The organism is Aestuariivirga sp. (assembly GCF_041738905.1).
Classification (GTDB): Bacteria; Pseudomonadota; Alphaproteobacteria; order Rhizobiales; family Aestuariivirgaceae; genus Aestuariivirga.
The window spans coordinates 1-21,081 of sequence record NZ_JBGSOZ010000114.1 but is presented as its reverse complement, the minus strand read 5'-3'; the positions used below and the strand labels follow the sequence as shown (position 1 = coordinate 21,081).

The 21,081-nt window shown below is 62.8% G+C and carries 20 protein-coding genes; 9 read left to right on the top strand and 11 right to left on the bottom strand.

Going from position 1 to position 21,081, the window contains the following annotated elements; genetic code table 11:
• Positions 1 to 9: 9 nt before the first annotated feature.
• From ACEW8Q_RS10085 to ACEW8Q_RS10070, 4 genes are read left to right on the top strand one after another with little or no spacing between them, the layout of a single operon-like run.
• Positions 10 to 1,020 (top strand): sugar-binding transcriptional regulator, encoded by a 1,011-nt coding sequence (locus tag ACEW8Q_RS10085; protein ID WP_373503924.1) that lies wholly within the window; start codon positions 10 to 12, stop codon positions 1,018 to 1,020.
• Positions 1,020 to 2,285, top strand: a complete 1,266-nt coding sequence (locus tag ACEW8Q_RS10080) for an FGGY-family carbohydrate kinase (protein WP_373503942.1) — start codon at positions 1,020 to 1,022, stop codon at positions 2,283 to 2,285. Before ACEW8Q_RS10085 ends, ACEW8Q_RS10080 begins: the two co-directional genes overlap by 1 nt.
• The gene (locus ACEW8Q_RS10075) at positions 2,275 to 3,039 is read left to right on the top strand and encodes a TIGR01459 family HAD-type hydrolase (protein ID WP_373503923.1); all 765 of its coding nucleotides are present in this window, start codon (positions 2,275 to 2,277) and stop codon (positions 3,037 to 3,039) included. Before ACEW8Q_RS10080 ends, ACEW8Q_RS10075 begins: the two co-directional genes overlap by 11 nt.
• Positions 3,033 to 4,013, top strand: a complete 981-nt coding sequence (locus ACEW8Q_RS10070) for a class II aldolase/adducin family protein (RefSeq protein ID WP_373503922.1) — start codon at positions 3,033 to 3,035, stop codon at positions 4,011 to 4,013. The genes ACEW8Q_RS10075 and ACEW8Q_RS10070 overlap by 7 nt, the downstream gene beginning before the upstream one ends.
• Here the strand turns inward: ACEW8Q_RS10070 and iolB are convergent.
• Genes iolB through iolC form a run of 3 tightly spaced genes read right to left on the bottom strand, consistent with a single transcriptional unit; the run spans position 4,010 to position 8,634 of the window.
• Positions 4,010 to 4,804, bottom strand: coding sequence for a 5-deoxy-glucuronate isomerase (iolB, locus tag ACEW8Q_RS10065; RefSeq protein ID WP_373503921.1), 795 nt, complete (start codon positions 4,802 to 4,804; stop codon positions 4,010 to 4,012). The genes ACEW8Q_RS10070 and iolB overlap by 4 nt on opposite strands.
• A gap of 13 nt (positions 4,805 to 4,817) precedes the next feature.
• A complete protein-coding gene (iolD, locus tag ACEW8Q_RS10060) occupies positions 4,818 to 6,671 on the bottom strand; it encodes a 3D-(3,5/4)-trihydroxycyclohexane-1,2-dione acylhydrolase (decyclizing) (protein ID WP_373503920.1) in 1,854 nt (617 codons plus the stop codon).
• A 43-nt stretch (positions 6,672 to 6,714) separates the two neighbouring features.
• On the bottom strand, positions 6,715 to 8,634 hold the full coding sequence (gene iolC, locus ACEW8Q_RS10055) for a 5-dehydro-2-deoxygluconokinase (RefSeq protein WP_373503919.1): 1,920 nt from the start codon (positions 8,632 to 8,634) through the stop codon (positions 6,715 to 6,717).
• Between the two features lie 225 nt (positions 8,635 to 8,859).
• On the opposite strand from iolC, the gene iolG reads away from it, so the two are divergent.
• From iolG to ACEW8Q_RS10040, 3 genes are all read left to right on the top strand, one after another.
• Complete coding sequence (gene iolG, locus ACEW8Q_RS10050) at positions 8,860 to 9,852, top strand: inositol 2-dehydrogenase (RefSeq protein ID WP_373503918.1); 993 nt, start codon at positions 8,860 to 8,862, stop codon at positions 9,850 to 9,852.
• 8 nt (positions 9,853 to 9,860) lie between these two features.
• On the top strand, positions 9,861 to 10,685 hold the full coding sequence (locus ACEW8Q_RS10045; RefSeq protein ID WP_373503941.1) for an SDR family oxidoreductase: 825 nt from the start codon (positions 9,861 to 9,863) through the stop codon (positions 10,683 to 10,685).
• A 90-nt stretch (positions 10,686 to 10,775) separates the two neighbouring features.
• Positions 10,776 to 11,003 (top strand): alkylphosphonate utilization protein, encoded by a 228-nt coding sequence (locus ACEW8Q_RS10040; protein WP_373503917.1) that lies wholly within the window; start codon positions 10,776 to 10,778, stop codon positions 11,001 to 11,003.
• 14 nt (positions 11,004 to 11,017) lie between these two features.
• Here ACEW8Q_RS10040 and ACEW8Q_RS10035 read toward each other — a convergent pair whose 3' ends face one another.
• The 4 genes from ACEW8Q_RS10035 to ACEW8Q_RS10020 all read right to left on the bottom strand — a co-directional run bounded on the left by ACEW8Q_RS10035 (position 11,018) and on the right by ACEW8Q_RS10020 (position 15,278).
• Positions 11,018 to 11,908 carry a DnaJ domain-containing protein gene (locus ACEW8Q_RS10035; protein ID WP_373503916.1) on the bottom strand — a complete coding sequence of 297 codons (891 nt, stop codon included), beginning with the start codon at positions 11,906 to 11,908 and terminating at the stop codon, positions 11,018 to 11,020.
• An 87-nt stretch (positions 11,909 to 11,995) separates the two neighbouring features.
• A complete protein-coding gene (locus ACEW8Q_RS10030; RefSeq protein WP_373503915.1) occupies positions 11,996 to 12,832 on the bottom strand; it encodes a MurR/RpiR family transcriptional regulator in 837 nt (278 codons plus the stop codon).
• Between the two features lie 56 nt (positions 12,833 to 12,888).
• Positions 12,889 to 14,550 carry an MBL fold metallo-hydrolase gene (locus ACEW8Q_RS10025; protein ID WP_373503914.1) on the bottom strand — a complete coding sequence of 554 codons (1,662 nt, stop codon included), beginning with the start codon at positions 14,548 to 14,550 and terminating at the stop codon, positions 12,889 to 12,891.
• 2 nt (positions 14,551 to 14,552) lie between these two features.
• Complete coding sequence (locus ACEW8Q_RS10020; protein WP_373503940.1) at positions 14,553 to 15,278, bottom strand: LOG family protein; 726 nt, start codon at positions 15,276 to 15,278, stop codon at positions 14,553 to 14,555.
• Between the two features lie 128 nt (positions 15,279 to 15,406).
• Here ACEW8Q_RS10020 and ACEW8Q_RS10015 point away from each other — a divergent pair, with 128 nt between their 5' ends.
• On the top strand, positions 15,407 to 16,234 hold the full coding sequence (locus ACEW8Q_RS10015; protein ID WP_373503913.1) for a polyphosphate kinase 2 family protein: 828 nt from the start codon (positions 15,407 to 15,409) through the stop codon (positions 16,232 to 16,234).
• 1 nt (position 16,235) lies between these two features.
• Positions 16,236 to 17,000 carry an SDR family NAD(P)-dependent oxidoreductase gene (locus tag ACEW8Q_RS10010; RefSeq protein ID WP_373503912.1) on the top strand — a complete coding sequence of 255 codons (765 nt, stop codon included), beginning with the start codon at positions 16,236 to 16,238 and terminating at the stop codon, positions 16,998 to 17,000.
• Here ACEW8Q_RS10010 and rbsK read toward each other — a convergent pair.
• The 4 genes from rbsK to ACEW8Q_RS09990 form a co-directional block, all read right to left on the bottom strand.
• Positions 16,997 to 17,917: a ribokinase gene (gene rbsK, locus ACEW8Q_RS10005; RefSeq protein ID WP_373503911.1), complete on the bottom strand. Its 921-nt coding sequence runs from the start codon at positions 17,915 to 17,917 to the stop codon at positions 16,997 to 16,999. The genes ACEW8Q_RS10010 and rbsK overlap by 4 nt on opposite strands.
• Positions 17,918 to 17,948: 31 nt before the next feature.
• Positions 17,949 to 19,091 carry a polysaccharide biosynthesis/export family protein gene (locus ACEW8Q_RS10000; RefSeq protein WP_373503910.1) on the bottom strand — a complete coding sequence of 381 codons (1,143 nt, stop codon included), beginning with the start codon at positions 19,089 to 19,091 and terminating at the stop codon, positions 17,949 to 17,951.
• Positions 19,092 to 19,300: 209 nt separating this feature from the next.
• A complete protein-coding gene (locus ACEW8Q_RS09995) occupies positions 19,301 to 20,350 on the bottom strand; it encodes a hypothetical protein (protein WP_373503909.1) in 1,050 nt (349 codons plus the stop codon).
• Between the two features lie 110 nt (positions 20,351 to 20,460).
• Positions 20,461 to 21,081 (bottom strand): NAD(P)-dependent oxidoreductase (locus ACEW8Q_RS09990; RefSeq protein WP_373503908.1); only part of this gene is annotated, 621 nt, incomplete at its 5' end.

Below are 21,081 nucleotides of genomic sequence, written 5' to 3'. Positions count from 1 at the left end.
GACAACGCCATGGAAGACGCAGAAACCCGCACAACGGCACCCGAACCGGGGCATGTCGCGTTCGGCCCTGCCTTTCAGATCGATCCCGAGGAACAACTCGCCACGCGCGCGGCCTGGCTCTATTTCGTGTCAGGCCTCACCCAGGCGCAGATCGGCAAGAAACTCGGCCTCAACCGCACCCGCGTGAACAGGCTACTCGCGCAGGCGCGCGACCAGGGCCTTGTGCAGATCAACATCACCGGGCGCCTCGCCTCCTGCGTGGCACTCGAGGAACAGCTCAAGAAGCAATATGGGCTGGATGAGGCGACCGTCGTTCCCACGCCGCCCAGCCAGGAACTCATTCCGCAAGTCATCGCGACGGCTGCAGGGGCCGCCTTGGCCGAGCGCCTGAAGGATGGAATGTCGGTAGGCGTCGGCTGGGGCCGCACCCTCCGGCTGTCCATTCAGTCCGTGCCACGCCGCGCATTGAACCAGCTTTCAGTCGTTTCCCTTCTTGGCGGCCTCACGCGCGGGTCCGCCATGAACCCGCACGAGACGGCCTCGCATCTGGCAGATCTTGTCGGCGCGCAGTGCTATTATGTTGCAGCCCCCGCTCTTACCGATACCGAGTCGACGCGTAACGTGCTGATGTCCCAGCCGATGCTGCGCGAGGTTTTCGACAAGGGCGAGAAGGTCGACCTCGCGTTCCTCTCCGTCGGCGAACTCTCCCACAATTGCACCATGACACGTGTCGGCCTTGTGACACGGTCGGAAGTGGATGACTTGCAGCGCGCCGGAGCTGTGGGCGACATTGCCGCGCATTGGATCGATGTCGAGGGCCGTCTCGTCAATCATCCCTTGAATTCCCGCGTCGTGGCGCTCAACCCCGGCAAGCTTCGCGATATTCCATGCGTTGTCATTGCGTCGGGCGGCAAGACCAAATCGGCTGCCCTGCGGGGCGTGCTTAAGGGTGGGATGTGCGATGTGCTCATCACCGACGAGCAGACCGCCGCCGCCATCCTTGCCATGGAATCGAAATGATGACCGAAGCCGTCCTCGGAATCGACATCGGAACATCGGGTGTGCGGATTGCCGCCACCAGCCGCGACAACCGCCTGCTGGCAATGTCCGCCGCCCCCATCTTGGCACCACTGCAGAACGGCGGGCGCATCCAGCAGGACCCCGCCATCTGGTGGAATGCTTTGGTCGAGGCCTTCAAGGGACTCGATTTATCCAGCCTTCCCATTCGTGCAATCGCGGTTGATGGCACTTCGGGAACGATCCTTGCGATCCGCGAGGACGGCAGCCCGGCGGGTCTTGCCTCGATGTACAACGATGTCTGCGAGGCGACACAGCTTGCGCTGATCGCCGCTGTGGCGCCGCGCGAAACCGCCGCGTTGGGCAGCACTTCGCCCTTGGCCCGCGCGATGGAAATGCGAGGAGCAGGCTCGCGGATCCTACATCAGGCCGACTGGATCGTCGGGGAACTCTCCGGCACCTATGACGTGACCGATGAGAACAATGCACTCAAATCTGGTTATGACCCGGTGACGCGGGCGTGGCCGGACTGGATCGCAAAGACCGGTTTTGATCCGTCGCTGTTTCCGCGCGTCGTGCCCGCAGGAACGAGGATCGCCACAATCCAGCCGGACATGGCCACGCAGTTTGGCCTTTCATCGGATACGGCTATTGTCTCAGGAACCACCGACGGCTGCGCCGCCTTCCTGGCGAGCGGTGCTTCTGACCCCGGCGACGGCGTCACCTCGCTCGGCACCACGCTCACCCTCAAGCTGCTCTCCGACAAGCCCGTCTTCGCGCCGGATTTCGGCATCTACAGCCACCGCATCGGCGACCAGTGGCTGGCGGGCGGCGCATCGAACACGGGAGGCGCTGCGATCGGCAAGTTCTTCTCGAAGGACGACCTGGCCCGCCTGACGCCGCTGCTCGACCCCGACCATCCGACCGGCCTCGATTACTATCCTTTGCCAATGCCCGGCGAGCGCTTTCCCGTCAACGACCCCGCCTTCGCACCCCGCCTCGAACCTCGGCCCTCCGATGAGCGCGTCTTCTTCCAGGCCATCCTCGAAGGCATCGCCCACATCGAGGCTGAGGCCTATGCAAAGCTGGGAGAGTTGGGCGCTTCGCGGCTGGCCAGCATCCGCACTGCGGGCGGCGGCGCCTCGAACCCGGTGTGGACGAAGATGAGGCTCAGGGCGCTAGGCGTGCCGGAGAAGCCGTCCTTGAGCGAGCATGCAGCCGTTGGCACGGCAAGGCTCGCGTGGCGCGGGATCGGTCATGCGAATTGAAGGGCTCTCGGAGATTGCGCGTCAGTTCGACGGCATGCTGATCGACCAGTTCGGCGTCATCCACGACGGCCAGAATCTCTATCCCGGAACGCTCCGTATACTGACGGAACTGAAGGTACTTGGAATTCCCGTCGCCGTCATGACAAATTCGGGAAAGCGTGCGGAGGCCAACCGCAAGCGCCTCGTGATGATGGGCGTGCCGCGTGATTGTTTCGTCGATGCGGTGAGTTCCGGCGAGGTCGCCTACAATTCTTTGAAAGTCACCCGCGCCTACCTCATCTGCAAGGATGGCGAGGATTATGGCTTTGACGGGATCACCTTCGTCGATGATCCGCGCGATGCAGAGATCATCCTCATCCTCGGTTCCAACGCTCCGGCAACGTCATTGGACGACTATCGCAAATTGCTCTCCGGCATCGCGCTTCCGGCCCTGTGCTGCAATCCCGACAAGCTGATGCTGACTCCACAAGGCCTGATGCCCGCCCCCGGGGCCATCGCCGCACTCTATGAAGAGCTTGGCGGCACGGTGAGCTGGATCGGCAAGCCATATCCCGGAATCTACCGCGAGGCGGCACGCCTCATCGGAAACCCCAAGCGCATCCTCTGTATCGGCGACAGCGCGGAGCATGATGTGGCGGGTGGGCGCAATGCCGGTTTCTCCACATTGCTCGTCATGCAGGGCGTCTCGGTCGGCCACGACCCCGCAACGCTCGATCCCCAACCCGATTACGTGATGGACGCCTTCAGATGGTAGAACTCGACAAGCTCCGCACACTCTCGGCCCGTGTCGGCGCCGATCCGCTGCTCGTGCAGGCCGCAGGCGGCAATACGTCCCTCAAGGACGATGGCGTCATGTGGATCAAGGCCTCAGGCACATGGCTGAAGGATGCGCTGGCCAAGGACATCTTCGTGCCGCTCGATCACGCGGCGATTCTGGCAGCGCTCGCGACGAACGATCCGGCCTGCGAGTCCTGCACGGCCTTCGTGCGGACCGACCTCAACAGCACAGGGCTGCGCCCCTCCATCGAAACGACCGTCCACGCGCTGATGCCGCAGCGTGTGGTCGTCCACGTTCATTGCGTGAATACCATTGCCTGGGCCATCCGCGCCGATGGCGAGCAACGTCTCTCGGAGAAGCTCGCAGGGTTCAACTGGGCCTTCGTTCCCTACGCCCGCCCCGGCTTGCCTTTGGCTGGCGCGATTTCTTCGCGGATGAGGCCAGGCGTCGATGTGCTGGTGCTGGGCAATCACGGCCTCGCGGTGGCGGCGGACAGCGTCGCCGACGCGGAGGCGGTGCTGGAACGCGTGGTGGCCGCCGTGAACAGACCCGTGCGGGATGCTCTGCCGCCTGACCGGCAGGCTCTGGCGAAACTCTGCGCGGGAACAACCTATAAACCCGCGGCAATGGACGAAACGCACGCGCTGGCAACCGACCCGCTGGCACTCAAGCGTGGAAAGTCACTTGTCTTCTATCCGGACCACGTGGTGTTCCTTGGTGTTGGTGTCGCCACAAGCTTCGATGGCCAGCCGCCGCTCGTTGCAGTTCCGGGCGTGGGCGTGCTCATCCGCAATGACGCGAAGCCCGCCATCGAACCCATGGGCCGCTGCCTCGCAGACGTGATGCGGCGCGTGGAGGACAACGACCCGCTCGTGTCACTGACCGGCGAAGATGTCGACCGTCTCGTCAACTGGGACGCGGAAAAATACCGGCAGACGTTGAAGGCTTAGACCTTCAACAGCCACTGGTGCTCGGGCGCGTTGTGGAACTTCCACGTCCGCTTCGGCCCGGCCATCACGTTCAGATAATAAAGATCATAGCCATGCGTGGTGGCGCAAGGGTGATAACCCTTGGGCACCAGCGTCACGTCACCGTCTTCGACAGCCATCGCCTCGTCGAGCGAGCGGTCGTCGGTATAGACGCGCTGGAAGGCAAAGCCCTGCGGCGGGTTGATGCGATGATAGTAGGTTTCCTCCAGCAGTGACTCATGCGGAAGATTATCCTGGTCATGCTTGTGCGGCGGGTAGGACGACGTATTGCCGCCGGGCGTGATGACCTCGACGACAAGCAGGCCTTCCGCCGGCTCCCATTCCGGAATGATGTTGGTCACGTGCCGCACGTTGTTACCCTTGCCTCGCATCTCCTGATGCAGCGCATCGGGGCCGATGACGCGAGCGGGAAGCTTGCCTTCGCCCGGCGCCGTGCACACGGCGAGCGTCACATTGTTCTCCGCCTCGACCGACCACGTCTCTCCAGCCGGTACATAGACCGACCAGGGCCTTCCCTCGAACGGCGAGTTGCGCTCGCCGATCAACCCGAAATCCTGAGCACCCGCCACGACGCGGCCCTTGCCCCCGATGAACACGAGGCAAACTTCGCGTCCCGCTTCGCCACCCTTGGCCACTTCGCCGGGCTTCAGCTTCCACAGATCGAATCCGACATAGGTCCACCCGGCATTCTCGGGCGTGACATGCACGATGCGGCCATTGTCCGTGGCAGGATGAATCTTCAGCTTCGACATATGCGTCTACTCCTCAGTCGCCGATCCGCTGGCTCAGCGTTCCGGCCTCATACTTCTTGCGCGCCTCGTTCACCTGAGGCCTCACAGAGACTTCCGGCACCGCCACCTCCCACCAGCTGCCGCCGGCGTCCGTCGTGATCATCGGGTCGGTATCGATCACGATCACTGTTGTCCGCGTGTTCTTCTTCGACTCCACCAGTGCCGCCTCGAGATCGGCGAGCGAGGACGCCTTCACCGCGATGGCACCCTGCGAACGCGCATGCGCAACGAAGTCGATCTGGGGCGAGACGTCCTGATGGGTGTTGTAGTCGTAGAGATTGTTGAAGCGCTCCCCGCCGCAGGCATGCTGCAGCCGGTTGATGCAGCCGAAGCCCCGGTTATCGACAAGCACGATTGTGAGTTTCACGCCCATCATCACCGAGGTTGCGAGTTCGGAGTTCATCATCATGTAGGAGCCATCGCCCACCATGACGACCACATCCCTGTCGGGCTGCGCCAGCTTCAGCCCGAGGCCGCCCGCGATCTCGTAGCCCATGCAGGAGAAGCCATATTCGAGATGATAGGACGAGGGATAGCTCGCCTGCCACAGCTTGTGGAGTTCGCCCGGCAAACCGCCCGCCGCAGCCATCAGCGACACGTCACGGCCCAGGGCCCGCTGCACGGCCCCGATCACCTGCGCATCCGACGGACGCTCGGCATTGCTGGCCGCGGTATAGTTCTCGGCTGCCACCATCCATTCCTTGAAGCCGTCCTTGGCATGCTGCGTCCAGCTTGCAGGGGCCGTCCACGCACCAAGATTGGCGGAGAGCTCCTCAAGCCCCACGCGCGCATCGGCCACCAGCGGCTGGGCACGATGCTTGGTGGCATCGAACACCTGAGTATTGAGTCCGATGATGGTCTTGTCCGGATTCTTGAACAGCGACCAGGAGCCGGTGGTGAAGTCCTGCAGACGGGTACCGACCGCCAGCACCACATCCGCATCCTCGCAGAGCTGGTTCGAGGCGGACGTTCCGGTCACGCCAACGGCTCCCATGTTGAGGGGGTTGAGGAAGGGCAGTGAAGACTTTCCCGCCTGCGTCTCGACCACCGGAATGCCATGCCGCTCGGCAAAGCCCGCTAGCGCGTCCGAGGCTTCCGAGAATAGCACGCCGCCGCCCGCCACGATCACGGGCTTCTTTGCAGTCCTCAGCACACGGACGGCGTCGGCCAGCTCGTTGTCGTCGGGCCGCACGCGGCGATTGCCCCACACGCGCTCGGCAAAGAAGCTCTCGGGATAGTCGAAGGCTTCGGCCTGCACGTCCTGGCAGAAGGCCAGCGTCACCGGTCCGCACTCGGCGGGATCTGTGAGCACCACCATGGCATGGTTCAAAGCCTGAATCAGCTGTTCCGGCCGCATGATGCGATCGAAGAAACGCGAGACGGGCTTGAAGCAATCATTGGCGGATGCCGTTCCATCGCCGAAGTTCTCGATCTGCTGAAGTACCGGATCGGGCCTGCGGTTGGCGAAGATGTCGCCCGGTATGAGAAGCAGCGGAATGCGGTCGACATGCGCCACCGCGGCTGCCGTCACCATGTTGAGAGCGCCGGGACCGATGGAGGTTGTGCAGGCCATCATCCGCTTGCGGCGCGTGCCCTTGGCATAGGCGACGGCGGCAAGCGCCATCGACTGCTCGTTCTGTCCGCGATAGGTCGGCAGTTCGTCGCGCACATGCCACAGCGCCTCGCCCATGCCGGCGACATTGCCGTGGCCGAAGATCGCCCACATACCGGCAAAGACCGGGACTTTCTGGCCATCGACAATCGTCATTTGCCGCGTCAGGAACTTGACGAGGGCTTGCGCCGCCGTGAGGCGGATGGTGTTGCTCATGGGTCCTCCCGAACTCAGACTTCTTTCAGGCTCACGCGCCGGATCAGGCGCTGCGGGCCTCGTTCCACAGCCTTACAAGATTTCCGAAGCGCTCCGCCATATCGTTGGTCGCTGCTTCGTCCGAAATTCGGCCGGCCAGCCAATCCTGCGCGGCCTGGTTGAAGATGGTGCGGCCCACCGCGAAGCCCTTGACGATCCTGTGCGGCGCCACGGCTTCGAAACCCCTGGCGAGCTCCGCTTCCGGCGCCTCGAGTCCCAGAAGCATAACGCCCCTGCACCAAGGATCGTTCTTCGCGATCACGGCTGAGATATTCTCCCAGGCCTTGGCGGATGCCTGCGGTTCAAGCTTCCACCAGTCGGGCTTGATACCGAGCGCATAATGTTCTTCCAGCGCACGCGCGATGGTGTCGTTATCGAGCGTTCCATGTTTGCCGGCGATGATCTCGATCAGCAACTCGCGCCCCACCTTGCGCGCCGCCTCGTAGAGCGTGCGAAGCTTTTGCGACTGTTCTTTTTTCAGTTCCTTTGGGTCATCGGGGTGATAGAAGGACAGGCACTTGATCGTATGCGTCACCGGCCATTCGGCAAGCCGCGCGCCCACGTCCTGCGTGAACTCGAATCTCAACGGCCGCGAACCTGGCTTCTCCAGTGGGCGGCCGACCCAGAGGCCGAGCTTCGCGGCGTCGAACATCGCTTCGCGGCCATAGATGTCATCGAGCAATGTGCCATAGCCGGGTTTGCCCTCAGAAACCTTGGCAATGGCCGCGATGGCAAGGCGCTTGAAATGGTTGAGCCGCTCGCGCGGCGCCCCGGCCTTGTCGGCCATGTCCTCAAGCTGCATCCGGTGGTCGATGGCCAACGCCAGAAGCTGGTCGGACTGGGGCCGCCGCGTGGTCGCCCAATGCACATGGTTGATCGCTTCGTCCTTGCGCAGCGCCTTGTGCGGGCTGCCGTGCTTCAGGAAGAACTGCAATTCCTCCCATGTCGGAATTTCGGGCGAGCAGAGCAGACGCGACACAGCGAATGCACCGCAGGCATTGGCCCAGGTGGCGCTCATCGCATGGTCCTCGCCCCTCAACCAGCCGCGCAGGAAGCCCGACATGAAGCTGTCGCCAGCGCCCAGCACATTATAGACCTCGATCGGGAAACCCTTGCCCACGATGCCCTTGTCAAGGGCATCGGGTATGGCGCCGGGATAGACCACGCAGCCCATCGGCCCGCGCTTCAGGACGATCACCGCACCAGATAGCGAACGGATGATGCGGAGCGCGTCCAGCGTATCTTCCGTGCCGGCCGCGATATGGACTTCCTCTTCCGTGCCGACGATGAGGTCGCAATCGGGAAGGATGGTCTTTATGTGTTCAGACACCTTGTCGGACTTGATATAGCGCTCCTCGCCCGCGCCATGCCCCGCAAGACCCCAGAGATTGGGACGGTAATCGATGTCGAGGATCACCTTGCCGCCGTTGGCCCTGGCGATACGCATGGCCTTGCGCTGTGCCGCATCCGTGTGAGGCGTGGCGAAATGCGTGCCCGTCACCAGCACGGAAGCGGCTGACCTGACGAATGCCTCGTCGACATCTGCTTCGTTCAAGGCACTGTCGGCGCAATTGTCGCGATAGAAAATGAGTGGGAATGTCTTGTCGTTCTCGACCGAGAGCAGCACCAGCGATGTCAGCCGCGTCGGATCGGTCGTCATGCCGTCGAGCGCCACGCCCTCGCGCCCCATCTGCTCCTTCACGTAGCGGCCCATCTGCTCGTCGCCGACGCGGGTGATGAGGCCTGACCTCAGGCCGAGCCGTGCCGTGCCAATGGCGATGTTGGAGGGGCACCCCCCCACCGACTTGGCGAAGGACGTAACGTCTTCCAGCCGCGAGCCGATCTGCTGACCGTAGAGATCCACCGAGCAACGCCCCACGGTGATAACATCAAGCCGTGTCTGGCCACCCGTTTGCGACTTCATTGTCTCTGATCCTTTCGATTGCTCGCTTGACATTATGAAACAACAATTCCAAAAATAAGTCAATTCAGAACGTATATTCTATTGAGTGAAGTGTGGCGGGAACTGACATCCTGATCAAGAAAAACTGCATCCATACGCTATCTGCAACTTTATTTGCGCCCGCAGTTGTGGCAGGACGCTTGGCTAGGCCTGTGCAAAAAAGAACGACCTGAGGAGGACCCTGGAATGTTGAGATTTGGAGTACTTGGAGCTGGCCGCATTGGCAAGGTTCACGCTCGGACCATCGCCGCCAATCCCAAGGCGAAAGTGGCCTACATTGCTGACGCCGTTCCTGCGGCAGCAGAGGCGCTCGCCAAGGAATATGGCGCGAAGGTCGCCAGCGTCGAGGAGATCATGAAGACAACGGACGTCGATGCCGTGCTGATCGGCTCGCCGACCCCGTTCCATGCCGAGCAGATCCAGGCCGCGTCGAATGCCGGCAAGGCCATCATGTGCGAAAAGCCCGTGTCGCTCGACGTCAATGCCATTCTCGAAACGCTCAAGATCGTCGAGAAGAACAAGTCGACGCTGATGATCGGCTTCAACCGCCGCTTCGATCCCAACTTTGCCGACCTCGAGAAGCGCATCCGCCGCGGCGACATCGGCGATGTCGAGATCGTCACCGTCATCAGCCGCGACCCCGCCCCGCCGCCGCCCTCCTACGTCAAGGCGTCCGGTGGCCTGTTCCGCGACATGATGATCCACGACTTCGACATGGCCCGCTTCCTCATGGGTGAGGAATTCGTGGTCGTCAACGCGCTGGGCTCATCGCTCGTCGACAAGGGGATCGGCGAGGCGGGCGACGTTGATACCGCCGCCGTGCAGATGCAGACGGTTTCGGGCCGCATCGCCGTCATCACCAATTCGCGCCGCGCCACATATGGCTACGACCAGCGCATGGAAGTGCACGGCTCAAAGGGCATGCTCAGTGCACGGAACGTCCACAACACGACCGTGGAAATCCACAATGCCGACGGCGTCAAGGCGGACCCGGTCCAGAACTTCTTCGTGGAACGCTATGTTGCGGCCTATGCCAACGAGCTCAACACCTTCATCGACGCTGTCTCATCCGGAAATCGCGATCCGCGTCCGTCTGGCTTCGATGGGTTGCAGGCCCAGAAGCTCGCCGACGCCGCGACGGAGTCCTGGAAGACCGGCAAGCCAGTGAAGGTGGCCTGACCATGAACATGGACTCGCTGAAGAACCTTTCCATGGATGGCAAGATCGCCGTCGTGACCGGCTCGACGCAAGGGCTGGGCGAAACCATCGCGCATCTTTTCGCCGACCGTGGCGTGAAGGGGCTGGTCATCGCCGGTCGCAATACGAAGAACGGCGCCCGCGTCAAATCCGACCTCGAGAAGAAGGGTGTGAAGACCATCTATGTCGAGGCCGATCTGGCGAAACTCGAGGATGCCCGCAAGCTTGTCGCCACCTGTGACACGGAGTTCGGCAAGATCGATGCTTTGGTGAACGCGGCGGCCATCACCGACCGCGGCTCCATCTGGGATACGACGCCGGAACTTTACGACCGCATGTTCGACATCAATGTGAAGGCGCCCTTCTTCCTCATGCAGGACGCGCTGCACCTGATGAAGAGGTCGAAGACCAGTGGCACCATCGTCAACATCCTGTCGATGTCCGGCCATGGCGGCCAAAGCTTCATCACCGCCTATTGCGGCTCGAAGGGTGCACTTGCGGTGCTGACGAAAAACGCCGCCTACAGCGTGATGAACTACCGCATCCGCATCAATGGCCTCAACATCGGCTGGATGGACACGCCCGGCGAAGACCGCATCATGAAAACCTATCACGATGCCGATCCGGACTGGCTGAAGAAGGCCGAAGCCGGGCGGCCTTTCGGCCGCCTGCTCAAACCAACGGAGGTCGCACGCGCCGTGGCCTATCTGTCGAGTGAGGAATCGGGCCTGATGACCGGCTCCATCATCGATTTCGACCAGCAGGTGCTGGGCTCTGCCAACGCCAATGCCGAGCCGCCCCCTGCCGAGTGGTGAGACGCATCACATGGGGTTTCAGCGGCCGCCTCCGGGCGGCCGTTTTGTTTTCGGGTCGAGGCGCAAGACGTGCTAGGCACCGGGAATTCAATGGAGGCGATCTTGGACGACGTGAAGGACTCGAACGGCAATATCCTGAAAGACGGCGACTCGGTTCACGTCATTAAGGACCTCAAGGTGAAGGGCGCAGGCGAAACGCTGAAGCGCGGCACGCTCATCAAGAACATCCGCCTCACCGACAACCCCGGCGAGATCGAAGGCCGCACGGGCTCGATCAAGGGACTGGTCCTCAAGACTGAATTCGTCAAGAAGGCCTGAACTGCGAAGGAGTTTCATCCCCCTGCGTCGTCGCGGCACTCGTACCAGATGCGTGGCTTCGCGGGGCCCTTCTCTGCAGCAAGGCGGCGCAGCACGGTCCTGACGCCGAACTCCGCACAATTGCTCCGCGTATTGAAGAGAACGCTGGCTCGCTCCGATTTGACCGGTCTGGAACCTGCCTTCTCATAGATCACGAGTGCAAACAGTCCGCGATCTGCAGGCACAGGCTTGGGCTTCTGTTGAACGGCGGGCGCGGGTTTCGGCGTCGGCGTGGGGATTTCGGGTTCGGCCGGTGGCGTCGAAGCGGGCATTTCCGGCTCATCGACAGAAACCTCGGTTGTGGCAGAGCTTCCGAATTCGGGTTCCTGGGGAACATCTACAATCTTGCTGGGAACAGTGGCCTCAACCGCAGGCGCCTGCACCGCAACTGCCGGCTCGGACGCTGGCTGCGGCGGAGAGTAGCCCCATAACGCGGCAGCACCCGAAGCACTGACCAGCAACAGGCCGGCGAATATCCATGCCGCGCGACGCCGCGTGGTGCTGGTAGCCGCCTGAACAGGGGGTTCTGGCCGGATGCCCCCCAGATCGGGTCCAGCCCTGCCGAGACGTTCCTGGGCAACGCTTCCTGGCGCAAGCCGCCGGGTCTTGGCGGCAAGATGGGCATCCAGCGCGCGCTGCGTCGCCTCCAGAAGGTCGGCATCGTACTGAACCCGGCGCTCGGGATTGCCGAGCACATCATAGGCCTCCTGCACCTCGGCGAAGCGTTCGGACGAAGCAGTGCCCGCAGCTGTTCCGGTGTCAGGGTGGTATTTCTTGGCGAGCGCCCGGAAGGCAGCAGCGATCACATCCTGATCGGCCGTGGGATCGACACCAAGCGCGGTATAGTGGTCGGGAAACTCTTCCATGCAGGAGGTGAATGCCCTTACTGATGCGTCAGAATCATCGCGGGACGATGGCGGAACAATGGCGGGCCGTCTGATCCGTCCAATGACTTACCCACCCTGTTCACGCCGTTCCGCAACGGCAATGGTGAGCGTCATGGCCAGTGTCAGCGTGGCAGACATCGACCGGAAGCCCTCGAAATTGGCCTCCCCCACCTCGATCCACATGTCCGCCGTCTGTGCGAGCGGCGAGAACGGGCTGTCGGTAATCGCCACGACCGGCACCTTGCGCTCGGCAGCCCAGCGCGTCAGGGCCACCGTCTCACTGGCATAGGGCGTAAACGATATGGCCAGAACGGCATCCTTCGGAGTGGCGAACGTGATCTGCTCCGCCGCCAGCCCGCCCACCGCATCGATCAGGATGCTCCGCACGCCAAGCTTTCCCAATGCATAGGCCATGTACGAGGCGATGGGAAAGGAACGCCGGAGGCCGAGCAGATAGATCGTCTCCGCCCCCGCCAGCATGTCAACGGCGCGGTCGAGTTCATCGGGATTGAGTTTCTCGCGCATGCCGGCGATCGATTTCTCGGCCGCGTCGCAGAATCCCTGGAAGATGACATTGGGTTTCGAGGTCGATTCGGCGTGTTCGCGCAGCTGCTGGATCCGCTCGCCATAATTGAGAATGCGGTCGCGGAGCCGCGACCGGAATATCTCCTGCATCTCCGAGAAGCCCTGATAGCCAAGGGCCTGGCTGAAGCGGACAAGCGTGGAGGGCTGGACCGCAGCCTGCTCGGCGATGGAAGACACCGTTCCGAAGGCAATTTCGTCCGGATTGTCGAGTGCAAAACTGGCGATCTGGGTCAGGCGCTTCGGCAATTCGCCGGCACGCTCGGCAATAAGGGCCTTCAAGCCTGCGAAATCGCGGGGCGGGGCGGAGACGTCACTCATTGGAACGTGTATTTCACGGAAATCGAAACGTTCCAACAACTTTTGCAGTGATCCCGCTACTCGTCCCAACCCCTGTTCCGCCGCGACGGACCCGAGACGGGTGGACGCCTGCGGTTTCCGTCGCCGCCGCCTTCGCCCTGCAGCGCCTTCCTGAGACGTCGAAGAATGACGCCTCGCGCCTTCTCGTCGCCCGCTTTTTCCACCACATCGCGAATATCGAGCACAAGGTCGGCGAGATCGTTATGGCTATCGAGGCGCGCGACCATTGTGGGATCGATGCGGGGCCGCGTCTCTTCCGCCACATAGGCACATCCGTCCTGAGACAGGTCATAGACCGAATCGAGCGACGGAATGACGATGCAGTCATTGGGGACGCCAAGTCCATTGAGGTCAGCGGCGAGTGCCGTCTGGCCTTCCTCCTCGCCATGCGTGAGGAAGATCGAGCGGCCGATAGGCAGGCGCTCCTTCACCCATTGCACCAGCTCCGGCCCGTCGGCATGGCCCGAATAGTCCTCGATCCGGCGGATCGACGCCTTGACGCTGATCTCCTCGCCCATGATCGTCACCGTCTTTGCGCCATCCTCGAGGATGCGGCCGAGCGAGCCTTCGGCTTGGAAGCCCGCGAGAAGGACCGTGGTGGAAGGCTGCCAGAGATGGTTCTTCAGATGGTGCCGGATGCGGCCCGCATCGCACATGCCGCTGGCCGAGACGATGATGCGGAAACCGGTGAAGCGAGCGAGCGCCTTCGAATCTTCCACGCTCTCGGTGGTCCGCACGTAGGGCGACGTGAAGGCACGCGTGAGGTCGCCCCCGTGCTGCAGCTCCTTGGCGTGCTTGACGAAGATGTTCGTCGCCTTGGAGGCGAGCGGCGAGTCGATGAAGATATTGGCCTTGGGGACCGCACCGTCATCCATCAGCTTGACGAGATCGGTGACGAGTTCCTGCGTTCGCTCCACCGCGAAGGACGGGATCAGGAGCGCGCCCTTGAGTTTTGACGCCACGTTCACTTCGCCAGCCAGAACGACACGGCGGCCGGCCTCTTCACGCTCGAATCGGTCACGCCCGCCATAGGTCGACTCGCAGATGACATAGTCGAAACCGGCGGGCGCCTCAGGGTCCGGATGCAGCATCTTGTTGTCCGGGCCGATGTCGCCCGAGAACAGCAGCCGTAAGGGCTTTGAACCTTCCTGCTCCACTTCGATCTCGATCGAGGCGCTGCCGAGCAGATGACCCGCGTTCCAGAACCTCGCGCGGATGCCCGGTGAAGCCTCGAACCAGGTCTCGAAACCCAGCCCATAAAAATTCTCGAGAGCGGCCATCGCGTCGTCGATCGTGTAGATGGGCGACACTTCTTCCTCGCCCCGCTTCAGGCGGCGCTGGTTCAACTGCCTGACTTCCGTTTCCTGGATGTTTCCGGAATCGGGCAGCATGATCGCGCAGAGATCTACCGTAGCATGCGTGCAGTATATCTTCTGCGTGAAGCCATGCTTCACCAGTTTGGGGATGAGGCCCGAGTGATCGATGTGGGCGTGCGTGAGGATCATCGCGGTGAGCGAAGATGGCTCGAAGGGAAACGGGCGGTAGTTCAGTTCGCGCTCGGTCTTGGAGCCCTGGAACATGCCGCAGTCGATGAGGAGCCGTGCCCGTTCGGTTTCGATCAGGTAGCACGATCCGGTGACGGTCCGGGCGGCGCCGTGGAATTTCAATCGGATCGTCATGTTTACTCCTTCGAGACCTTGAGGCCGCGCTTCAGCAATTCATCCCATGCTTCACGCGGTGAATCGGCATAGCCGAAGAGGTCGAGATCGGACTGGCTGACCGTGCCCGCGTCGACGAATTGCTGGAAGTTGATGAGGCCCTTCCAGAACTTCGAGTCATAGAGCACCACGGGAAGCTCATCGTCCATCTTGCCGGTCTGGCGAAGGGTCAGGATCTCGAAAAGCTCGTCCATGGTGCCGAAGCCGCCGGGGAACACCACGAGCGCGGAGGCGCGAATCGCAAAATGCATCTTGCGCATCGCAAAGTAGTGGAAGCGGAAGGTGAGGTCGGGTGTCGAATAGGCGTTGGGCTCCTGCTCCATGGGGAGCGTGATGTTGAAGCCGATCGAGGGAGCACCTGCGTCATGCGCGCCCCGGTTGGCGGCCTCCATGATGCCCGGTCCGCCGCCGGTGGCAATCACGTTCTGGCGCGGATGGCCGTTGGTCAGCTTGGCGCCACCCTCCTCCGAGCAGATACGGGCAAACTCGCGGGCCGCCCCATACCAGCCTTGCGAATTATCCTCCCGGATGCGCGCCGAGCCGAAGACGATCACGGTCGTCGCCACACCCCATTTCCGGAGATGTTCTTCAGCCTTCTGGTATTCGAGCTGGAAACGAAGTCCGCGCGTGGTGTCGCCCAGCAGGAAATCCATGTCCATGGCCGGAAGCCGGTAGGCGGCGGCTGCCATCTGAGTCTTGTTCGATGCGGTCACGAAGCGAATGTCCCGTTTATGGAGCAGTTCAGGGGATAGGGCCATGACAAGCCGCAATCAAGGGGGCTAAGATCACATCACAACCGGGAGACGGGAACCAGACCATGGCACTCAAGAGCACATCCATCGGCCAGCGCTACATGGCCGAACCGGGCAAGAGCTTCGCGCTGGCAAAGCGCGACACGCGGGACGACACGGGCCTTGGCAGCAAGGAAGAGGCGAAACTGCAGACCGAAAAGGATGCCGCCGCCATCGACGCGCTACAGGACCGGCTCTTTGCCGAAGGCAAGCGTTCGCTGCTCGTCGTGCTGCAGGGCATCGACTGTTCCGGCAAGGATGGCACGGTGCGCGCCGTGTTCAACACCTGCGGCCCCATCGGCGTGAAGATTGCGCCGTTCAAGGCCCCGACGGCGGACGAACTTGCCCAGGACTATCTCTGGCGCGTTCACAAGGCCTGCCCGCCCAAGGGCTACATCGGCATCTTCAACCGCTCGCATTACGAGGACGTGCTGGTGGTGAAGGTCAGGAAGTTCGCCAGCCCCGAGGCAATCGAGCGCCGTTATGACGAGATCAACGCCTTCGAGAAGATGCTGAGCGACAATGGCACGAAGATCCTGAAATTCATGCTCAACATCTCGAGGGAGGAACAGGGCGAGCGCCTGCGCGACCGCATTGCCACGCCCGAGAAACGCTGGAAGTTCAACCCCGGGGATCTGGAAGACCGCGCCCTTTGGGACGATTATATGGCGGCCTACGAGACAGCCGTCACCCGCTGCTCCACTGCGCACGCGCCCTGGTACGTGATCCCCGCCGACCGCAACTGGGTGCGCAATGCCGCCATTTCCCGCATCGTGCGCGAAACGCTGGAAGAGATGAACCCGCAGTACCCGCAGCCGAAGGACTGGGACCCGGCGGCGGTGGAGGTGGTCTGACATGGACCTTCACCTGCAGGGCAAGCGCGCGCTGGTGACGGGCGGCACCAAGGGCATCGGGCGCGCCATTGCATTCGGGCTGGCGGCAGAAGGCTGCGACGTGGCGTTATGCGCGCGCAATGCCGCAGGGGTTGCGGCCACGGTGAAGGACCTCGCTGCCACTGGCGTGCGCAGTCATGGCGAGGCGCTGGACGTGGGCGATGGTGCGGTTCTGGCGCGCTTCGTGGATGGCGCGGCGGCGGCACTCGGCGGGCTCGACATTCTGGTCTGCAACGCGTCGGCCCTCGTATCCGGCTCGGGCGAAGACGCCTTCCGCGAGGCCTTCGAGATCGACCTGATGCATACGCGAAATGCCTCGGAGGCCGCCATCCCGCATCTGGCGAAATCCGGCGCGGGCTCGATCGTGGCGATCTCGTCCATTTCGGGCACGGAGGACTACGGCTATGGATCGTCGGCCTACGGAACGATGAAGGCCGCGCTGTTCTTCTATGTGAAGTCTCTGGCGCGCCATGTGGCCTCGATGGGCATCAGGGCCAATGTGGTCTCGCCTGGAACCACCTATTTCGCCGATGGCTTCTGGGATCGGGTCAGGATCAACGAGCCGGAGCGCTTCGCCCGCAATGTGGCCGAGAACCCGTTCGGCCGCATGGCGAAACCGGAAGAGATTGCCGACATGGTCGTGTTCCTGTCGAGCCGCCGCGCCAGTTTCGTCTCGGGCACAAATGTTGTTGTGGACGGCACTCTGACGACGCGGATCCCGAACTAGGCTTTCGCCATGAACGCCTCGACCTCGGCCTTGGTTGGTGCGGCGGCGGAGGCGCCCTTCTTCGTTGTCGAAAGCGCCCCGCAGGCCGCCGCATAGCGCAGCGCCGCCTCGATGCCCAGACCCGCTTCGAGCGCGTGCGCAAGGCCGCCGTTGAAGCTGTCGCCCGCCGCCACAGTATCGATGGCGGTCACCTTGAACGAGGGAATGATGGCCTCGACGCCAGGCCCGGCTACCGCCAGTCCCCGCGCGCCGAGCTTGACGACGGCAATCTTGACACCCCTCGCCCGCAGCTCGCTGGCCGCCTTGAGGCCATCCTCCAGCGTCTGCGGCTGCCAGCCGAGGATCAGTCCGGCTTCCGTCTCGTTGGGTGTGATGATGTCGACCGCCTGCAGCACATCGGCCGGAAGCCCGTCCCTGGGCGCAGGCGCGGGATCGAGGATGACGGTGCCGCCCCTCGCCTTGACGATGGCCGCCGCCTGAAGCGAGGCGGCGAGAGGAACCTCGAGCTGGAGGAGCAGCACATCGGCCGCTTCGAGTGCCGCGCGCGCACGCGCGACGTCGCTCCCGTCCATGGCGAGGTTGCTGCCGCCGATGAGGGAAATGTAGTTCTCGCCGCCCTCTCCCACATTGATGATGGCGATGCCGGTGGCGCCGCTTTCGTCCTTGCGGACGAGCGAGAGATCGACTCCGTAGGAGGCGAGTTCGCGCTCGGCGGGCTTGGCGAAGTCATCCGCCCCCAGCCGGCACACGAAGCGCACGTCGCTTCCCAGCTTCCGCGCGGCAACCGCCTGGTTGGCGCCCTTGCCGCCGAGCCCCAACTTGTATTCGCGGCCCTGCAAGGTCTCGCCCGGCTTCGGCAGGCGGTCCATGTAGGCCGTCACATCCATGTTGATGCTGCCGAACACCGCGATGGTCATTGCCTGCCGCCTTTTGCCGTCTCGAAGAGGTTTAGTTGCCTGTGGACCAGACAGCCCCTTCGACTGCCGAGTTGAGTCTGACGGCGCTGCCCACGGTCGACAGCGTGACAGCGATCGGCGACAGTTGCCTGACCCACTCGACGGAAGGCGCCGTGGTCACGTAGATCGTGTCGTTGTTGCGGATTCCGAAGGCCTGAGCGATGAACATCGTTTCGGGCTTGGACATGTCGAACTTGAAGATGACCGGGCCTTCCTGCCAGCGGTTATCGGCATCGAGCCACGCCTTGGGCTCACTCAGGCGGAACACGAAGACACCTGTGGTGCTTGCCTGGTTTCCCATCAGGCCGCCAGATTGCGAAATCGCATCCAGCAGCGAGGGATTGGGCTTCATGAATTCGATCTGACCGGTCTTCTGCACCGCGCCCATGGCGTTGAACAGCTTGGCGTCGACCACCAGCGTCACTTCATCGCCCGCGCGGAGCTGCTGGTTGTTGCCATTCAGAACGGTCTGCAGCGGGATGCGCCTGACCGAGGACCCGCGCCTGATCACGACGTCGATCTGGTGCGGCGGAAGAGTCGCGCCGCCGGCCTTGGCAATGGCATCGGCCAGGGTCAGCGGCCCTTCGAGCATCGAGAACCGTCCGGCACTCTTCACTTCGCCACTGACGAGAACACTGGAGCCGCGGTCGGAAATGATCTCGACATAGACCTGCGGCTCGAAGGTGACGCCGGCAAGCCGCGAGCGCAGGCGGTCTTCCACCCGCTGGGGATCGAGTCCAGCGACTTTCACGCGGCCGACATAGGGAAGCGAAATGGTACCCTTGTGATCGACGCGGACATTGTCAAAACTGGTCCCGCCGCTCGAGAGCGGCGCGAAGATGCCGCCTTCCTTGGTCTCGGAAATGCGGACTCGCAGGATGTCGCCAGAGGATAGCGATACTGCTGGAGCGGGCGGCACACCAGCCGTACCTGACTCGTCGCCGCCCGAAGACACACGATAATTGGCGACGGCAGCCGCCGAGACATCGATGAGCGTGAAGCCAGCGAGGTCGGCTGATTCCTGCGTGATGGCTTTTTCGGAAGGGCCACTGCGCGGTATGGCGCAGCCCGACAGGGCAAGCACGGCGATGCAGAGTAGCAACTGCCGGACAGTGGCGGTCGTTGAAAAGCTCAAGAAATCCCCTCTGCGTTCCACACCGAGCCTCGCCATCCCACCTGCGAAAACCCGTATTCCTTTCGGAGTCACCCGAAGGTGATTAAACTATCACCAATGGCCTAGGCAAGGCTAGGCCTGAAAGCTTGGCCAAAATGCCCCAAAATCCTAAGTGTTTGATATTTTTACCACAGTGATCGGCGCGTGACTAACACATGGTTAACAGCCCGTCAGGCGAGGCCGAGTTCGCGAATCCAGAAATTCCGCACCCTGCGGATGTCGCCGAGGGTTTGGGAGAGTATTTGCCCGCCCGATGCCAGCTTCAGTGTCTTTTCGCGCCGTTCGGCAAGATCAAGCAGGCTGTCGCGCCATTCTTCAGGCTGATTCGATATCAGGAGGCCCGACTGGTTATGGGCGACGATGCGGTCGAAGGGCTGCTGGTGGCTGTAGACGCCCGCCGCGCCAAAGGCAGCATGGTCGTGCAGCTTGCTGATCGACCGGGCCCGATTGAAGGGCGTGTCGAGCGCCGGGGCGATCGCCACATGGAAGCGGTTCTCGGCCACATAGGCCCGGTAGCGCGACCATTCCATCATGGGCAGATGAATGGCGTTGGGAAGGTTCCGCAGCGAACGCGGCGCATGGCCGTTCAGGAAAGTGGTGAGCCGGGCATCGGGCCGCCGGCGCAGCACTTCGGCCAGTGCCGGCGCCACATGGCTCAGGTCGTGGAGATGCGAACGGGTTGCCGCGAAAACGATGTCGAACGGGCGGACATTGTGATGGTGGACAAGTGCCGCAGTCTGGTGGCACTGCGCCGGGTCCAGGTGAATGGCCCGCTTCGGACTGTAGGCACTCAGGATGTTCTCGGACGGTGCGACCACGTCTGTCACGAGATCCATCAGCCGCCGGAACGGGCCATCGCGATACACGATGAGCTTCCGCCGGTAATCTTGCGGCAGTCCGTCGGATTGTTCCAGATTCTCGAGATCGTCGTCGATCAGCAGGTAGACCCTGGAAAACCGGCGCGCGTTCAGGACGGCCAGGTCGCGCTTGTGAGCGTAGCGCACGACGACGGCCGTGCCGCCACAGGCAAAGACGGTCCGCGACAGGCGCTGGATGGGACGTTCCGAATCTTGCGCGCCAGTCGAGATCAGATCCGCAAGTGGATCGGAGAAATAGATAGAAATGGAGGGGAGCTGCTTCTGGCCACGCGCCGGCATGGAAATGCCACCGCTCAACTTGGCGCGGACGACGCGACGCACGATTTCGGGAAGCAACGCCACGTTACTCAACCCACCCTAGAAAAATGCCCGCACTCCCGACAAGGAATTCTCCTACGATTTGCTCCGGGGCGCAAGGACGTATTTGTGCAGCCGCGTTCATTGCATGATCCTCAGGCAAGCAGGCGCCTGACCGTTTCCACTGCCGCCTCCTCCCAGCCCCTTGGCACGAACCCGAACCGTTCGGCGAAGGCCGAGGTATCCATGCGCGAATTGGCAGGGCGCCGGGCCGGCGTGGGATAGTCGGCGGTGGTGATGGCCTCCACCCCGGATGCGGGCCCTCCCAGCTTGCCGCTTTGGGCGAAAATGAATCGCGCGAACTCGCACCAGTTGGTGCTGCCTGTGCCGCAGAAGTGATAGATGCCGCCTGGCTTCCGGGCTGAAACCAGGTCCGGTGCAATCCGCAGCGCGGCATCCGCGATATCGAGCGCGCTGGTCGGATTGCCGAGCTGGTCGGCGACGACCCGGACGAGGTCGCGGTCCTTGCCGATCCGCAGCATGGTCTTCACGAAATTGGCGCCGAACGGGCTGTAGACCCATGAGGTGCGGAGAATGACCGCACCAGGATGGGCAGCCATCACGGCCTGCTCGCCTTCCAGTTTCGAACGGCCATAGACGCCGAGCGGCCCCGTGGCATCGGTCTCGACATACGGCGAGGCCTTGTCGCCCGGATAGACATAGTCGGTCGACAGATGGATGAGCGGCACCCCGAGCGCGGCGCTGGCCCGGGCGGC